Origin of the sequence: Pseudidiomarina piscicola (assembly GCF_902806985.1) — a bacterium.
Lineage (GTDB): Bacteria > Pseudomonadota > Gammaproteobacteria > Enterobacterales > Alteromonadaceae > Pseudidiomarina > Pseudidiomarina piscicola.
Genome location: NZ_CADCXY010000003.1, coordinates 12,103 through 29,188 on the forward strand (window position 1 = coordinate 12,103; position 17,086 = coordinate 29,188).

15 protein-coding genes are annotated in these 17,086 nt (G+C 53.0%); all 15 read left to right on the forward strand.

The window, feature by feature from the left end:
- The first annotated feature begins 185 nt into the window (after positions 1-185).
- The 15 genes from mraZ (at position 186) to ftsZ (ending at position 17,043) form a co-directional block, all read left to right on the forward strand.
- The gene (gene mraZ / locus PSI9734_RS06950; protein ID WP_173920392.1) at positions 186-644 is read left to right on the forward strand and encodes a division/cell wall cluster transcriptional repressor MraZ; all 459 of its coding nucleotides are present in this window, start codon (positions 186-188) and stop codon (positions 642-644) included.
- Positions 641-1,591: a 16S rRNA (cytosine(1402)-N(4))-methyltransferase RsmH gene (rsmH, locus tag PSI9734_RS06955; protein ID WP_173920657.1), complete on the forward strand. Its 951-nt coding sequence runs from the start codon at positions 641-643 to the stop codon at positions 1,589-1,591. The genes mraZ and rsmH overlap by 4 nt, the downstream gene beginning before the upstream one ends.
- Positions 1,581-1,898: a cell division protein FtsL gene (ftsL, locus tag PSI9734_RS06960; RefSeq protein WP_173920393.1), complete on the forward strand. Its 318-nt coding sequence runs from the start codon at positions 1,581-1,583 to the stop codon at positions 1,896-1,898. Before rsmH ends, ftsL begins: the two co-directional genes overlap by 11 nt.
- The gene (locus PSI9734_RS06965; protein WP_173920394.1) at positions 1,889-3,637 is read left to right on the forward strand and encodes a peptidoglycan D,D-transpeptidase FtsI family protein; all 1,749 of its coding nucleotides are present in this window, start codon (positions 1,889-1,891) and stop codon (positions 3,635-3,637) included. Before ftsL ends, PSI9734_RS06965 begins: the two co-directional genes overlap by 10 nt.
- A complete protein-coding gene (murE, locus tag PSI9734_RS06970) occupies positions 3,634-5,130 on the forward strand; it encodes a UDP-N-acetylmuramoyl-L-alanyl-D-glutamate--2,6-diaminopimelate ligase (RefSeq protein WP_173920395.1) in 1,497 nt (498 codons plus the stop codon). The genes PSI9734_RS06965 and murE overlap by 4 nt, the downstream gene beginning before the upstream one ends.
- Entirely contained in the window at positions 5,117-6,553 is a 1,437-nt protein-coding gene (locus PSI9734_RS06975) for a UDP-N-acetylmuramoyl-tripeptide--D-alanyl-D-alanine ligase (protein ID WP_173920396.1), read from the forward strand. Before murE ends, PSI9734_RS06975 begins: the two co-directional genes overlap by 14 nt.
- Complete coding sequence (mraY, locus tag PSI9734_RS06980) at positions 6,547-7,629, forward strand: phospho-N-acetylmuramoyl-pentapeptide-transferase (protein ID WP_173920397.1); 1,083 nt, start codon at positions 6,547-6,549, stop codon at positions 7,627-7,629. The genes PSI9734_RS06975 and mraY overlap by 7 nt, the downstream gene beginning before the upstream one ends.
- A 9-nt stretch (positions 7,630-7,638) precedes the next feature.
- Positions 7,639-9,024: a UDP-N-acetylmuramoyl-L-alanine--D-glutamate ligase gene (murD, locus tag PSI9734_RS06985; protein ID WP_173920398.1), complete on the forward strand. Its 1,386-nt coding sequence runs from the start codon at positions 7,639-7,641 to the stop codon at positions 9,022-9,024.
- Entirely contained in the window at positions 9,017-10,297 is a 1,281-nt protein-coding gene (gene ftsW / locus PSI9734_RS06990; RefSeq protein ID WP_173920399.1) for a cell division protein FtsW, read from the forward strand. The genes murD and ftsW overlap by 8 nt, the downstream gene beginning before the upstream one ends.
- Complete coding sequence (murG, locus tag PSI9734_RS06995; RefSeq protein WP_173920400.1) at positions 10,294-11,373, forward strand: undecaprenyldiphospho-muramoylpentapeptide beta-N-acetylglucosaminyltransferase; 1,080 nt, start codon at positions 10,294-10,296, stop codon at positions 11,371-11,373. The genes ftsW and murG overlap by 4 nt, the downstream gene beginning before the upstream one ends.
- Positions 11,370-12,851, forward strand: a complete 1,482-nt coding sequence (gene murC, locus PSI9734_RS07000; protein WP_246194836.1) for a UDP-N-acetylmuramate--L-alanine ligase — start codon at positions 11,370-11,372, stop codon at positions 12,849-12,851. Before murG ends, murC begins: the two co-directional genes overlap by 4 nt.
- Entirely contained in the window at positions 12,848-13,762 is a 915-nt protein-coding gene (locus PSI9734_RS07005; protein WP_173920402.1) for a D-alanine--D-alanine ligase, read from the forward strand. The genes murC and PSI9734_RS07005 overlap by 4 nt, the downstream gene beginning before the upstream one ends.
- Before the next feature lie 2 nt (positions 13,763-13,764).
- Positions 13,765-14,523, forward strand: coding sequence for a cell division protein FtsQ/DivIB (locus PSI9734_RS07010; protein WP_173920403.1), 759 nt, complete (start codon positions 13,765-13,767; stop codon positions 14,521-14,523).
- A 5-nt stretch (positions 14,524-14,528) separates the two neighbouring features.
- Positions 14,529-15,761 carry a cell division protein FtsA gene (gene ftsA, locus PSI9734_RS07015; RefSeq protein WP_173920404.1) on the forward strand — a complete coding sequence of 411 codons (1,233 nt, stop codon included), beginning with the start codon at positions 14,529-14,531 and terminating at the stop codon, positions 15,759-15,761.
- Positions 15,762-15,825: 64 nt separating this feature from the next.
- Complete coding sequence (gene ftsZ / locus PSI9734_RS07020; protein WP_173920405.1) at positions 15,826-17,043, forward strand: cell division protein FtsZ; 1,218 nt, start codon at positions 15,826-15,828, stop codon at positions 17,041-17,043.
- The last annotated feature ends 43 nt before the right edge of the window (positions 17,044-17,086 follow it).

Below are 17,086 nucleotides of genomic sequence, written 5' to 3' on the forward strand. Positions count from 1 at the left end.
TAAGTTGGCGCAAAGTATTTACTTATGTTGTGAATTTGATACCGCTATCTCATCTTCTAGCAGATCTGGCGTTGCGTCAATACCTGTCGCAGGTCGCAAACCTCCCTTTTTTGCTTGACAGTGGGAAAGATCGACACCTAGACTGTCACATTGTGGGGATTTGTGGGTAATAGTGGATCAATCTTATGTTTCGTGGTGCAGCAGCATTAAGTCTAGATGACAAAGGCCGTCTTGCGATACCAGCAAAGTATCGCAAGAGCCTTATGCTTGATTGCGAGGGCCAAATGGTCTGCACCATTGATATCAAGCAGGCTTGCCTTTTGCTGTATCCGTTGCCGGAATGGCAAATCATCGAACAAAAACTTACCACCTTATCCAGCATGAACCCCGCAGAGCGTCGTCTTCAACGTTTACTGTTGGGCCACGCCGAAGACTGCCAGATGGACAAAAGCGGCCGTATTCTGATTGCGCCAACCCTGCGTCAACACGCAGATTTGGACAAAAAAATCATGATTATTGGCCAATTAAATAAGTTCGAACTCTGGTCAGACGCGGCATGGCAAGAACAAGTTGCTGCTGATATGGCAGCAGAACAACAAGACGACTTGGCACTTAGTGAACGACTACAAGACTTCTCATTATAATGACAAAAGCGCCGCAACATGTCTCGGTGCTGTTACAGGAGTCGCTTGAGGCTCTTGCCATCAGACCAGACGGAACCTATCTCGATGCCACCTTCGGAAGAGGGGGGCACTCTCGTGCTATTTTGTCACAGCTTAATGACCAAGGCCGGTTAATAGCGCTCGATCGTGACCCCACCGCGATCGCGGCAGCTGAAGCCTTGCGTGATGATCCACGCTTTACCATTGTCCACACACCTTTCTCTCGCCTAGACGAAGTGCTAGATGCGCAGCAACTGCGCGGTAATATCGACGGAATTTTGTTTGATCTCGGTGTCTCATCCCCACAACTTGATGATGCCGAACGAGGTTTTAGCTTCATGCGCGAAGGTCCACTGGACATGCGTATGGACACCAGTCGCGGACCCACAGCCGCCGACTTTTTGAATACCGCAAGTGCCGATGAAATTGCCTTTGTGTTGCGTGAGTATGGTGAAGAACGTTTCGCCTGGCGCATCGCTCAAGCCGTTGTTCTGTATCGTGAGGACACCCCACTCAGCACGACTAAGCAACTGGCGGACTTGATTGATAAGGCGGTGCCGTTCAAAGACAAGCACAAACACCCTGCGACACGGAGCTTCCAGGGAATTCGCATTCACATTAATGGCGAATTAGAAGAAATCGAACATGCCCTGCAGGCGGCGATTAGCGGCTTGAAACCACAGGGACGATTGGCGGTGATTAGCTTTCACAGCTTGGAAGACCGATTGGTGAAAAGGTTTTTACGGGCGCAAAGCAAGGGCAAACCGATTCCGCCTGGGCTGCCGCTGCGTGATGATCAAATCGATCGTGGTGAAACGGTGCGGCTCATTGGTAAAGCACACAAACCGAGCAGTGCCGAAATTAAAGAAAATCCACGGGCACGTAGTTCCGTGTTGCGTATTGCTGAGAGGTTAGCGTATGACAACTAGCCGCGTACCAAGCTTGCTCAGCGTATTATTTAGCGACCTACGGCAGCAGAAGCTGGCGTTGGTGCTGTTCAGTTGCATTTTAGCGACCGCATTAGGGGTCATTTATGTTGCCCATGCGAACCGGTTGCTGACCATTGAGCGTGACGATTTGTTGTCGCAGCGTGACCAGATCGATATTGAATGGCGCCACTTGCAAATTGAACAAACGGCACTCACTGAACATAGTCGTGTCGAGCGAATTGCGAGCCAACGCCTAGGTATGGTGCGGCCGGAAGGAAAACAGGAGGTGCTGGTGCCATGGCAGTAACACCTCGTAAGCGTCAGCAAAAAAAACACCAGCAGCCACACTTGGGGCAAGGCCGGTTTTATTTTGCCCTGTTCATCGTGTTTGGTGTATTTGCCAGCTTGGTTGCGCGCGCCGCGTATATTCAAGTGATTGAGCCCGAGCAGCTTATTTACGAAGGTGATCGCCGCTCGTTACGTATGGACCCGACCTTGGTGCAACGGGGCACCATCGTTGACCGCCATGGCCGTGAGCTGGCGGTGAGTGTGCCGGTGCAAACGGTATGGGCCGATCCGCAACGGGTTCATGAAGGCCACGGGCTGGCAAACCACGAACGTTGGCTGGCGCTGGCTGAAGTGTTCCGTACCGACGTTGATACGCTAGTTAAGCGGGTCGAGAACCCCGAACGTCGGTTCGTGTACCTAGAACGCAAAGTGACGCCCGCAGTGGCCGAGTATGTGCGCCAACTGGATATTCCAGGGGTGTATTTGAAAACAGAATCACGTCGGTTCTATCCGGTCGGTGAAATTGCCGCGCATTTGGTGGGCTTCACTGATATCGATGGAACGGGCATTGAGGGGCTTGAAGCCGCTTACAACGATGTTCTTACAGGGAAACCGGGTGAACGCTTGTATCGCAAGGACGCACAAGGGCGGGTTGTTGAAGAAGTACGAGTTACCGCCGCTGAACAACCACAACAATTAACGCTGAGTATTGATCAACGTTTACAGTCACTGGCCTATGCCGAGTTGAAAAAAGCCGTGCGCTATCACCAGGCAACCTCGGGTTCAGCAGTTATTGTCGACATTGAAACCGGCGAAGTATTAGCGATGGTTAACAGCCCGTCCTTTAACCCGAACAACCGCGCCGACTTGCAGCCGCACCGGATGCGTAACCGTGCGATCACCGACGCTTACGAACCTGGCTCGACCATGAAACCATTAGTGGTACTTGCTGGTTTAGAGGCGGGCGTTATTGACCAAGAAACCGTGATTGATACCAGCCCAGGCTGGATGCGATTAGGCGGACGCCGAGTGAGCGACCCCATTAACCGCGGCGAACAAACCATTACCGAAATTTTAAAGAACTCTAGCAACATGGGCTCGTCCAAGATTGCACTTTTAACCGGCGTCGAAAATCTACTAGCGACTTATGCCGCTGTAGGGCTGGGCAACGATACGGGTGTAGGCATGATTGGAGAAAGCTATGGGGTGTTGCAACATCGCACCCGTTGGTCAGATTTTGAAGTGGCAACCTTATCTTTTGGTTATGGTTTAACGACCACCACCTTGCAGCTAGCGCAGGCCTATTCGGTTATCGCCAATGGTGGTGTGTACCGACCGTTAACCATTCAACGACGTGCCGAAGGTGACTTGTTACCTGGGCGGCAAGTGGTATCACGAGAAAATGCCGATGCCGTGCTGATGATGTTGGAACAAGTCGTTGCCGATGGCAGCGCCAAGAACGCTAGGGTACCGGGCTACCGTGTCGCCGGTAAAACGGGGACCGCACGAAAAGCAATCGCCGGTGGCTATGGCGATGAATACGTCACGCTATTTGCCGGCATCGCACCGGTTAGTGATCCCCGCATCGCGGTGGTGGTGACAGTGAACGAGCCAAGCGGCGATGATTATTACGGTGGTACGGTCTCAGCACCCATTTTCACCGAGATTGTGGGCGATGCCTTACGCGTAATGAATGTCGCTCCCGATCATCTTGAAGATACGCAGTTGCGCGTCGCAGGTTTCGGAGGTGCAGAATGATCAAACTTGCACAATTGCTCCCTGTGTATCCGCTGCCACTGCCAGACATCGACATTGGCGGGCTCAAATTAGACAGTCGTCAAGTGGCGCCTGGCGATGCCTTCGTTGCCGTGCCAGGCTACCAGGTTGATGGTCGTGACTATATTGATGCCGCGATCGCTGCTGGCGCCGCGGTTGTACTTTGTGAGTCCGACGGCGTTGAAGTAGAACAACGCGGCAAGACCGTGCTGGTTGAGATACCGCAACTGAAAGAGCAGCTATCGCGTATTGCTGCGCGCTTTTTTGACGAACCCGGGCGTCACCTTGACGTAGTGGGTGTGACGGGAACCAACGGTAAAACCTCGGTAACTTATTTAATTGCGGAGTTATTGCAGCAGTTAGGTGTCAAAGCTGGGGTGATAGGCACCACCGGTAGTGGTTTTCCCGGAAGTCTGTTGCCGGAAACGCATACCACGCCTGATCCCATTGCTGTACAACAACGTCTCGCCACCTTGCGTGCCGAGGGCGCCACCGTGGTGGCTATGGAAGTATCGTCCCATGCGCTTGTGCAGCGTCGGGTCGAAGCCATTCCTTTTGCCGTGGGTGTGGCCACCAATATTAGCCGCGATCATCTTGATTACCACGGCACAATGGCGAATTACGCAGGTGCTAAACGCCGCCTCTTCACGGATTTGTCGACCGCCGAAGCCGTTATCAATAGTGATGATGCAGCGCTGAGTGCTTGGTTGCCCGACCGCCCCGATGCGTGGCGCTTTAGTTTACATCCGCAACAGCATCCGCAAGGCGTTTACGCGAGCGCTATTCATTATGGCGATACCGGCACCGAGTTCACGCTGAATGTTGCTGCTGATTCAGGCCGTAGCGAGTACGCAGTGACCTCACCATTGCTCGGTGAGTTCAACGTCTACAATCTGTTAGCGGCAATGATCACCGTAGCGCGCTTGGGCCACGACTGGCAGGCAATTTGCCAAGCCGTTCAAGCCTTACATCCAGTACCGGGCCGAATGGAAGCCTTTACCGCCCCAGGCAAACCGTTAGTGATTGTCGACTATGCGCACACCCCTGATGCCTTGCAGCAAGTATTGACCGCAGTGCGGCGTCATTGTCATGGCGAGCTCTGGTGTTTATTTGGCTGTGGTGGTGATCGCGACCGCGGTAAACGTCCGCAAATGGGCGCGGCCGCAGCTCAGTTCGCCGACCGCTTAGTGGTCACCGACGACAATCCGCGCACTGAAGAGCCGGCGCAAATTTTACGCGATATTCTTACCGGTATCCCGCAACAAGCAGGGGTTGAAACACGCGAAGGGCGTGCCGACGCCGTGCGCGCCACCATCGCCAAAGCACAGCCGAACGATGTGGTAGTGCTTGCCGGTAAGGGTCATGAAAATTACCAAGTGATAGGTCAGCAGCGCGTCGACTACGACGAACGTGCATGGGTAGCTGAATTATTAGCGAGCCAACCGGCCGCAGGGGGTTGTCATGATAAAAACTGATATGCAGTGGATTTGTCGTGCGGTTGATGGTCAATTGTTTGGTGAAAACTGCAGTATTGATGCGGTGAGTACCGACACCCGAGAGCTACCCGCAGGTTGTTTGTTTATTGCTTTGCAGGGGCAAAACTTTGATGCCCACGAATTTGCTGTCGATGCGGTTCGTAAAGGTGCAAAAGCACTTTTAGTTGAGCGCCACGTTAAGCTGCCGGACGCCCAACAAGTACCGCAAATTGTGGTGAAAGACAGCCGCCATGCACTTGGCCAACTAGGTGCGGCGGTTAAAGCCAGTGTGCAGCCAAAAACTATCGCCATTACCGGTAGCAGTGGCAAAACCACCGTCAAAGAGATGTTAGCGGCAATTCTTGCCACGCAGGGCAATGTACTGGCAACTGCCGGCAACTTTAACAACGATATCGGCGTGCCGCTGACGCTATTGCGGTTAGAGCCAAGCCACGACTTAGCCATTATTGAGCTGGGCGCCAACCATTTAGGTGAAATTGCCTACACCACCAGTTTAACCCAGCCCGATGTCGCCATTATCAATAATGTTGCGCCGGCCCACGTTGAAGGGTTTGGCAGTGTTCATGGGGTGTTTCGTGCGAAGTCAGAAATTTTCAAAGGGCTCAATGCCGATGGTTTGGCATTAACCCCGGCGCAATCAGAGTTTGCCCCATGCTGGGCGAAACAAATTAGCCATTGCCGACATTTAACCTTTGGTCAATCGGCACAGGCCGCGATTCGCGCCACTGACGTGAGTATCAACGAACAAGGCTGTGCCCGTTTCACCGTTCATCTTGGCGATGAGCTTAATGGCAGTAGCCAAAGCGCAAAAATTGAACTCAACCTGCCAGGTTTACACAACGTTGACAATGCACTAGTAGCCATAGCCGCAGCGGTTGAGGTAGGTTGTCCGCTCGCTGATGCCCAAGCTGCGCTGTCGGCACTCGCAGCCGTACCCGGTCGCATGCAAGTGCTGCCTTTGAGCCCCGCTATTAAACTCATTGATGATAGCTACAACGCCAATGTTGGTTCGGTAAAAGCAGCGCTGGATATGCTCGCAGTGTATCCCGGCTGGCGCATGATGGTACTTGGCGATATGGGAGAGCTTGGTGAGCAGGCACGGCACTACCACGAAGAAGTCGGTGCCTATGCGATCCAAGCCGGAATCGACAACCTCTATACCTTGGGTGTGCTAAGTCAAAGCGCAAGTGACGTTTTTAATGGTCGCGGAGGCAAGCATTTTTCTGCGCAAGAGCCACTGATTGAAGCTGTTATCAAGGCCGCAAAAGAGGCTTCTGTACCGCTCACGATTTTAGTCAAAGGCTCACGCAGCGCACACATGGAGCGGGTGATCAGTGCTTTGCAGGCGCGCGCCACCGAGTTACACCCAAGCTTAAGCAAAGAAGGAAAACAAGCATGCTAGTTTGGCTAGCGGATTACCTAACGCAATTTGCGAGCGCCTTTAATGTGGTCTCGTATTTAACCATGCGCGCGATTCTTAGTGTGTTAACGGCGTTGCTGGTGGCGTTATGGGTGGGTCCGCGCATGATTCGCTACCTGCAACGTTTACAGATTGGTCAAGCAGTACGCGACGACGGCCCGCAGTCACATTTGAGCAAAGCCGGTACGCCGACTATGGGCGGACTATTAATTATTGTTGCTATCGTATTATCGACCTTACTTTGGGCCGACTTATCGAACCGCTACGTGCAGGTAGTACTAGCGGTGGTCGTTGGCTTTGGCTTGGTCGGCTTCGTTGATGACTATCGCAAAGTTGTGCAGAAAAACTCGCGCGGCCTGCCGGCCAAATGGAAGTACTTTTGGCAGTCAGTGATTGCCACGGGTGCTGCGGTATTTTTATACGCCAATGCGACCGTTGGTGCGGAAACCCAATTACTAGTGCCGTTTTTCAAAGATCTCATGCCGCAACTGGGCATGCTCTACATTCTACTCGCTTACTTTGTGGTGGTGGGTACCAGCAACGCCGTCAACCTAACCGATGGCCTTGATGGCTTGGCCATTGTGCCGACCATTATGGTCGCTGGCGCGCTGGGCATCTTTGCTTATGTTTCGGGTAACGTGAATTTTGCCGGCTACCTGAATATTCCTCATTTACCCTTATCTGGCGAGCTGTTGGTGGTGTGTACCGCGATTTGTGGGGCCGGTTTGGGCTTTCTTTGGTTTAACACTTACCCAGCCCAAGTATTCATGGGCGACGTGGGTTCACTGACCCTCGGTGCAGCATTAGGCATTATCGCAGTCATGGTGCGACAAGAACTGATTCTATTCATCATGGGCGGTGTGTTTGTGATGGAAACGGTGTCGGTGATGTTACAAGTGGGGTCGTTCAAACTGCGCGGTAAGCGCGTGTTTCGCATGGCGCCTATTCATCACCACTACGAATTAAAAGGGTGGCCAGAACCGCGCGTGATTGTTCGGTTTTGGATTTTATCACTGGTGTTTGTGTTGATAGGTCTTGCGACCTTGAAACTGCGTTAAGGAGCAGCCTTGAGTTATCTTGCGGCAGTGCACAGTTATGATGTCATCGGCGTGGTCGGGCTCGGCCAGTCGGGGCTTTCATGTGTGCGCTTTTTACTGCAACAAGGCATTCGTCCGGTGGTTTTTGATACCCGCAATGAGCCACCGCTAGCGGCAGCCTTAGCAGAGCTTGACCAAGATCTTGAGCTGCATTGTGGCGAACTCGATATTGGCGCACTCGCCGGCTGCGACCTGTTAGTGGTAAGCCCAGGTTTAGACCTGCGCCGCCCAGCACTACAAATGATTCGCGATGCCGGCATCCCCATTGTCGGCGATGTGGATATTTTCGCACAATTTGTGCAAGCTCCAGTGATTGCAATTACCGGCTCCAATGGCAAGTCGACTGTGACCCAATTAACCGGTGAGCTGCTTGCCGCAGCAGGCAAAAATGTCGCTATTGGTGGCAATATTGGTGTGCCAATGCTGGATATTTTAGCGCCTGAAGTTGATGTATACGTACTTGAGCTATCAAGCTTCCAGCTTGATAGCATGCACGACCTCGAAATTTCCGCCGCAGCGTTATTGAACCTGAGTGACGACCACCTCGATCGCTACCATAACCGTCAGGCTTATGCCGATGCCAAGCACCGCATCTATAGCTCAGCCAAGTTGGCCGTCTGGAATCGCGATCAGCGTGCGACGGCACCACAACAAATGCCACTCACCCAGCAATTGAGTTTTGGTAGTGATGCAGCGGAGAGTGAACTTCCTGGTTTATTTGGTTTACGTCAAGTCGATGGTCAGTGGCAGGTTTGCATGGCCGGCGAGCCTTGTCTCGCAGCGGACGAGCTACAGTTAAGTGGCATGCATAACCTGTTAAACGTGCAAGCCGCTTTGGCGTTAGTCTATAGCCAAGGCGTTGCTATCACGAGCGTGCTGCCAACCTTAAAATCGTTCAAAGGACTCCCGCATCGTGGCGAGTTAGTGGCCGACCACGCCGGTGTGCGCTGGTTTAACGACTCTAAAGCGACCAACATTGGCGCGGCTGAGGCTGCTGTGTATGGCTTACGCCCCTTGGTGAAGGGGCATTTGGTGCTAATTGCTGGCGGTGATGGCAAAGGTGCTGACTTTAGAAGTTTTCGTGGTGCGTTAGACCAAGTCGATGAGCTTATTGTGTTTGGTCGTGACGCAGAACGCCTTGCGCAACAGCACCTGCAGGTAACGCGCGTCGCAAACCTTAGCGAAGCAGTTGACGCTGCCGGCGCTCTCACGGCAAATGTCCGCAACAGCGCGGTGCTATTGGCGCCGGCGTGTGCCAGTTTAGACATGTTCGCCAATTATCAGCAGCGCGGAGAGCAATTCAAACAAGCGGTGCACAATTATATCGCCGCTTCGACGGAGGTGTCGCATGGCTAGTGCAGCAATCCTACGTCGGCAGCAATTAAAAGCCAAAAAAGAACAACAGTTAGAGCTCAGTATCCAAGAGATCGCCGCCGCGCAATCGCCGTGGACACGTATTCGTGATTGGTGGCTACCGGAACAAAGCGTGCTATTTGATCGGGTTCTTGTTTGGTTAGCGTTTGGCTTGCTCACCTTTGGTTTTGTGATGGTGAGCTCAGCGTCATTCCCCATTGCCGAGCGGTTAACCGACAATCCGTTTCACTTTGTTATTCGTCATTGTATGTACCTGGTGTTAGGGCTGGCGTTGTTGGCGGCCGTGGTGCAAGTACCGTCGAACTGGTGGTTTAAAGGTAGTGGCGCGCTATTGCTCGCGGCACTCGCTTCTTTGGTGGTGGTGTTGGTGGTTGGACACGAAGTTAATGGCGCTCGTCGCTGGCTCAAATTGGGCCCCATTACGATTCAGGTTGCTGAAGTTGCCAAGTTCTTCTTCGTGATTTATTTGGGTAGTTACTTAACGCGACGTATCGACCTCGTACAAGAAAGCCTGCGGGAGTTTATTAAGCCGCTGGTCGTGCTGTTTTTCTTCGCGGTGTTGTTATTGATGCAGCCGGACTTTGGTTCACTGGCAGTGATGGTCAGTATTGTGGTGGGCATGTTGTTTCTAGCTGGCGCTAGGTTATGGCAGTTCTTCGCTATTTTGGTTGCACTCGCGCTAGGTCTCACGCTGTTGATCATCAAAGAGCCGTATCGAATGAAACGGGTGACCTCGTTCCTTGACCCTTGGGACGACCCCTTCGGCAGTGGCTATCAGTTGACCCAGTCGCTCATGGCATTTGGTCGCGGTGATTGGCTAGGCCAAGGCTTGGGTAACAGTATTCAAAAATTACAGTATCTGCCCGAAGCACATACTGACTTTATCATGGCAGTGGTCGGCGAAGAACTCGGCTTTATCGGCTTGGTGGTGGTGTTGCTGGCGGTGTTTGGCATCGTTATCCGCGCCTTGTTAATTGGCCGTCGAGGTTTACACGTCGACCAACGTTTTGGTGCTTTTGTGGCGTACGGCATCGGTATTTGGTTTGCCTTTCAAGCACTGGTAAATATTGGTGCTGCGGCTGGTATGTTGCCAACCAAAGGACTCACCTTGCCGCTCGTGTCTTACGGTGGCACCAGTTTGTTGGTGAGCTGTGCGGCACTGGGCCTGTTGTTGCGCATCGACTATGAAATACGAGTGGCTAGCGTCAAAGTCGCACCACGTTCAGGTTTACGACGTCGGAGGGCCAACGCATGAGTCATATTATGATTGCCGCGGCGGGCACTGGCGGCCATGTTTTTCCTGCGTTAGCAGTGGCCGAACAGCTACGCGAACGTGGTCATACCGTGACCTGGCTCGGCACGACCGAGCAACGCCTAGAAGCGAAAGTCGTACCGCAAGCGGGCTTTCAGTTAGAGCAAATTTCGATGCAGGGCCTGCGCGGTCATGGCGTGCTACGAAAATTAATGATGCCGCTGCGCATGATGAAAGCAATTAGCCAATGTCGCAAGCTTTACCGTCAGCACCAGACCCAGTTGCTGGTTAGCTTCGGTGGCTATGTGTGCGGGCCGGCGGGCATGGCCGCGAAAGCATCAGGAATTCCAATTTTAGTGCACGAACAAAATGCGGTGGCTGGTTTAACCAATAAAATGCTGGCGCGTTTCGCCCAACACATTATGGTTGGCTTCGCGGCTGCTCAGCAACAGTTACCGGGGGCTGAAGTTACCGGTAACCCATTGCGCGCCGACTGGCTCTTAACGAGCGAGCGTCAGCCCGCTACGGCGGCCAACGCGTCGCCGTTACGACTACTGATTGTCGGTGGTAGCTTAGGTGCCCAGGCGTTGAACCAAGCGTTGCCTAAAGTGATTGGAAAATTGCCCCAGCGCGGTGCCTTGGAAATTGTACATCAATGCGGCAAGGGCCGTGTCGAAGCCGTGCAGCACGATTATCAAGCACAGGGTATCGAGCAAGTTGAGGTGGTTGAGTTTATCGACGCCATGCATGCCGCCTATAGCCATGCCGATGTGGTGATTTGTCGCGCCGGAGCGCTTACGGTGAGCGAATTGGCGGTGGTAGCTACCCCGGCAATTTTTGTACCTTTGCCGCAAGCGGTGGACGATCACCAAACGGCCAATGCCAATGAATTAGTGCGCGCAGGGGCCGCAGCCCTAATGCCGCAAAATGAACTAGAACAGGTGCAACCCTTGGTTGAGTTATTACAGAGCTGGCTCGAGCAGCCAGAGCAATTAAGCCAAATGCGTGCCAACGCTCAAGCAGTGGCACGCCCCGACGCCACAGCTGTTGTGGTTGAGAGGTGTGAACAATGGCTATGACAACACCTTTCACCGTGGTTAGCGTGCCTGAGATGCGCCGCGTACGCCGTATTCACTTTGTCGGAATCGGTGGTGCGGGCATGGGCGGTATTGCCGAAGTATTATTAAACCAAGGCTACGAGATCACCGGATCGGACCTCGCGGAAAATGCCAATACGCAACGTTTACGCGAGTTTGGCGCGACGATTTTTATTGGCCATCAGGCGGCCAATGTCGAAGGTGCTGATGTCATCGTGGTAAGTTCGGCGATTAAGCCCGACAATGCTGAGCTAGAAGCTGCCCAGCGCGCCTTCATTCCACAAGTACGCCGAGCGGAAATGTTGGCTGAACTGATGCGTTTCCGCCACGGTATTGCGGTGGCCGGCACCCATGGTAAAACCACCACCACATCGCTGTTAGCGAGTATCTTTGCCGAGGCCGAGTTAGACCCCACCTTTGTGATTGGTGGCTTGCTCAACAGTGCCGGCAGCAATGCGCGACTCGGTTCAAGCAAGTACCTGATTGCCGAAGCTGACGAGTCCGACGCGTCATTTTTGCACTTGCAACCGATGGTGGCCGTGGTCACCAATATTGAAGCCGACCACATGGATACCTATGGTGGCGACTTTAATCGCATGCTCGACACCTACATTGATTTTCTGCATAACCTTCCGTTTTACGGGTTGGCTGTGATGTGTGTGGATGACCCAGTGATACGCCAGTTGCTGCCTCGTATAGGTCGCCAGTTTACCACCTATGGCTTTAGTGATGACGCCGATATTCGTGGTGCTGATTACCATCAGCAAAGTGGTCAAAGCCATTTTACCGTGCACCGCAAAAACCGTGCACCGCTGCCAGTAACGGTCAATTTGCCAGGCGAACATAACGTGTTAAATGCCTTGGCTGCGATCGCCGTGGCGACCGACGAAGACGTCGATGATGCGGCAATACAACGCGCACTCGAACAATTTGGTGGTATTGGCCGCCGATTCCAAATTTTAGGGCAGTACGCCATGCACCGCGAGTCCATGGCCGGCGAGGTAATGCTGGTGGATGACTATGGTCATCATCCAACGGAAGTAGCGGCGACGATTGCTGCGGCGCGAGCCGGTTGGCCCAACCATCGTCTAGTCATGGCGTTTCAGCCCCATCGTTTTTCGCGTACCCGCGATTTATACGACGAATTCGTGTCGGTGTTAGCCGAGGTCGACGTGGTGCTGCTATTAGACGTTTACAGTGCCGGGGAGGCACCGGTGCAAGGGGCCGACAGTCGCTCGTTGGCCAAGTCGCTGCGCCTACGCGGAAAAGTTGAGTCAATTTACGTGGGCGACCGCGGCGAGTTAATGAAAGTACTAGCCGACCTCATTCAACCAATGGACATGGTGCTAGCACAAGGCGCGGGTAACATTGGCGCTATCGCCCGTGACTTAGAGGCCACTCAGTTACAGCCCGCCGCTCTGCGTGATGCGGGGCAAAGCTATGCCGAGGAGCAACTATGAGCGAATTTGGCAAAGTTGCGGTGTTACAGGGCGGCGATTCAGCCGAGCGGGACGTTTCGTTGCGTTCAGGCGCTGCCGTGGTGAGTGCACTGCGTAGCGCCGGCGTTGATGCGCATCCGTTCGACCCAGCCCATTACCCCTTGGCAGAATTGAAAGAGCAAGGCTTCGCGCGCGCTTTTAACGTGCTGCACGGCCGTGGTGGTGAAGATGGCACCATTCAGGGCGCGCTGCATTATTTAAACATGCCGTACACAGGTAGTGGTGTGTTGGCGTGTGCCTTGGCCATGGACAAAGTTAAAACCAAACAGGTTTGGCAAGCTGCGGGGTTGCCGGTGGCACCAAGTATCGTCGCGCGCCGTGGTCAGCCAGTGCAGTATGCCAACTTACTTCGCGAGCTGGGCGGTAAAGTAATGGTGAAACCAGCACAGGAAGGCTCAAGTATAGGTATGAGCTCGGCGGCCAGCGCGCAAGAACTAGAACAAGCGCTTGAGTTAGCCTTTCAGTTTGACAACGAAGTGCTGATTGAAAGCTGGCTTAGCGGGCCTGAATACACGGTGGCATTGCTTGGCAATAAAGCCTTGCCGGCCATACGGCTAGAAACCACCCATGAATTCTACGATTACGATGCTAAGTATCAAGCCAGTGACACTCAGTATCATTGTCCGGCGGGCCTCAGCGACGTCGAAGAACGCGCCTTGCAACAACTTGCCGAAGTCGCTTTTCGCGGTTTGGGCGGAGAAGGCTGGGGACGCATTGATGTGATGTGCGACAAACAAGGGCATTTCCGCTTATTAGAAGCCAATATGGTGCCGGGGATGACCGAAAAAAGCTTGGTACCGATGGCAGCGCAAGCCCAAGGCATGAGCTTTGCGCAGCTAGTGGTGGCGATTTTACGCCATAGCGAGAGCTAACGATGGCGACGGCTGAGCGCACTCAGTCTTGGCAATTTTGGTCGGGGCTGGCGTTTTTTATGTTGGTGTTGGTCAGCACATGTAGCGGAATAGGCTGGCTTTACTACACCGCAATGGATGCCCAGGAAGTGCCGCTGAAGCGTTTGGTGGTGCAGGGCGAATTGGATTTTATGACACCCGGTGAGGTGCGAGAAACCTTGCTAGGTGAACCCTTGGGAAGTTTTTTCTCGGCTGATGTCGATAAAATTCGGACCCAAGTAGAGGCGATGCCTTGGGTAGCGAAAGCGTCGGTACGCAAAGAGTGGCCCGACATTTTGAAAATTTTTATTGTGGAGCAACAACCACTGGCGCACTGGAATGCCAACCAACGCGATGACGCCTTAGTGAACCAAGAAGGGCAAGTGTTTTACGCCGACAAGTCGGTATTGGACAAAAGCTTGCCTTACTTGTCGGCACCGGAACATGCAGTCACTGAGGCGGTAAAGCATTACCGGAATACCAGCGAGCTGTTGGGTTTAAATGGTTTCCACGTGACGCAAGTAGAGCTAAGCGAGCGGTTCGCATTAGAAGTATTGCTCGAAGATGGCACTAGTTTGCGTTTAGGGCGAGAAGCTCTGCTGGAACGGGTACAACGGTTTATCGATTTGTACCCACAACTGAAAGAGCACCAACAGGCGCCGTTAGATTCAGTTGATTTACGTTATGACACGGGTGTCGCCGTACGCTGGCGCAACCCAGATGAACAACAACAAGAGAGTTAGTAGGCATGTCAAAAGCAGCAGAACGGAACATGGTCGTTGGCTTAGATATCGGCACAAGTAAAATTGTGACGTTAATTGGCGAAGTCATGCCTGACGGAGAGATCAGTGTTATTGGTGTCGGCGCAGCGCCGGCGCGAGGCATGGACAAAGGTGGCGTCAACGACTTGAACCTAGTGGTGCAGTCGATTCAGCGTGCGGTGGAAGAGGCCGAGCTAATGGCCGACTGCCGTATCGCCTCGGTGTACTTGAATATCTCCGGGCGCCATATCTCCTGCCAAAATGAAAGTGGCATGGTGCCAATTAACGAAGCGGAAGTGACGCAGGACGATGTCGATAGCGTGATTCATGCGGCGAAGTCGGTGCCCATCGCGCAAGAGCGCCGAATTTTGCATGTGCTACCGCAAGAATTTGTGATTGACTCACAAGAAAGTATTAAAAGTCCGATTGGCATGTCTGGCGTCCGTATGGAATCGAAGGTTCACATCGTGACCTGTGCCAATGATATGGCCAAAAATATTGAAAAAGCGGTCGAGCGCTGCGGCTTTCGTGTCGACCGACTGATTTTCTCGGCGTTGGCATCAAGCTACTCGGTGCTCACGGAAGACGAAAAAGACTTAGGTGTGGCTTTGGTCGATATGGGCGCCGGTACCATTGATATCTGCATCTATACCGGTGGTGTGCTGCGCCATACCGCGGTGATTCCTGCGGCTGGCAATCAGGTGACCAGTGACATCGCAAAAATCTTCCGCACGCCCCTTAACCACGCAGAAGAAATTAAAACCAAATACGCTTGTGCGCTGTGCCAGCTCGTGAGTAAAGACGACAACATTGAAGTGCCGTCGGTAGGTGGTCGTCCGTCACGCGTCATGCAGCGGCATATTTTGGCCGAGGTGGTTGAACCACGCTACCAAGAACTGTTTGAATTGATTCGTGATGAAATCAAGCAAAGTGGCCTAGACGAACAAATTGCCGCCGGCATCGTGTTAACAGGCGGCTGTGGGCGCATGGAAGGCGCGATTGAATTTGCCGAGGAAATCTTTCAAATGCCGGTGCGCTTGGGTGAGCCCATCGGTATGCAGGGTTTGAGCGATTATGTACAAGATCCTACCTACGCAACCGCCGTTGGTTTACTGCGTTACGGGCAAGAAGATCTGCAAGTACGGCAGGATGAAACACGCGATAACAACGTGATCGGGTTATGGAAACGCGTTCATGGTTGGTTTAAAGGTGAATTTTAATAAAAACAATACTTTGGTAAATAAATTCGGGGTAGTACACTAAGCAGGTAAAAGGAGAAATAACATGTCTGAAGTATTCGAAGTAGTCGACAACTTTGACAGCGATGCAGAGATAAAAGTAATTGGTGTTGGTGGCGGTGGTGGTAATGCCGTCAAGCACATGATTACCGAGTCTATCGAAGGAGTGCAGTTTTTAGCTGCCAACACCGATGCGCAGTCGCTGCGAAACCATGGTGCACACGTCACCATTCAATTAGGTGACGACATCACCAAAGGCTTAGGTGCTGGCGCAAACCCAGAAGTTGGGCGCCAGGCCGCTGAAGAGTCTCGTGAAGAGATCAAAAAGCACCTGCAAGGCGCTGATATGATCTTTATTGCTGCGGGCATGGGCGGTGGTACCGGTACAGGTGCTGCACCTGTGGTAGCTGAAGTGGCGCGCGAACTCGGTATTTTGACCGTCGCCGTAGTCACTAAGCCTTTCCCATTCGAAGGCCGCAAACGGATGGCGATCGCCGATGAAGGCATTGCGCAACTAAGCCGTAATGTTGACTCATTGATCACCATTCCAAACGAAAAGCTGCTGAAAGTGTTAGGTAAAGGCACCAGTTTGCTATCTGCGTTTAGCGAAGCGAACAACGTACTTTTAGGTGCGGTGCAAGGTATCGCTGACTTGATTACACGTACAGGTTTGATCAATGTCGACTTTGCTGACGTAAAAGCAGTCATGCGTGAGATGGGCACGGCCATGATGGGTACCGGTATTGCGACGGGCGAAGAGCGCGCGCAAGAAGCGGCGGAAATGGCAATTAACAGCCCATTGCTGGAAGATATCGACTTGTCAGGCGCCCGCGGCGTGCTGGTGAATATCACCGCCGGCATGGATATGAGCATTGATGAGTTTGAAACCGTTGGTAATACGGTGAAAGCCTTTGCTTCTGAGAATGCAACGGTGATTGTCGGTACGGTGATCGATCCAGAAATGTCAGAAGAAATGCGCGTGACAGTTGTGGCGACCGGCATTGGTGCCGAACGCAAACCGGATATCTCGTTGGTGAATAACGCCAATCGTGAGAAACAGCGTGACGCCGGCTACGGTCGTTCAGCGGGTTACCAAGGTAGCGGTGCAGCAACGGCACGCGTGTTAGACGAAGCGCCGGAAGAACTCGAGCAAGAAAGCTATGACACGCACGCAGAAAAGCCGGCCGCGAAGCCACAGAGTCAGAGTAACAAGGACATGGATTACCTTGATATTCCGGCATTTTTACGACGTCAAGTTGACTAAGACTTAGTAAAAATTAGGTAAAGCAGCCAACAAAATTGCGGAA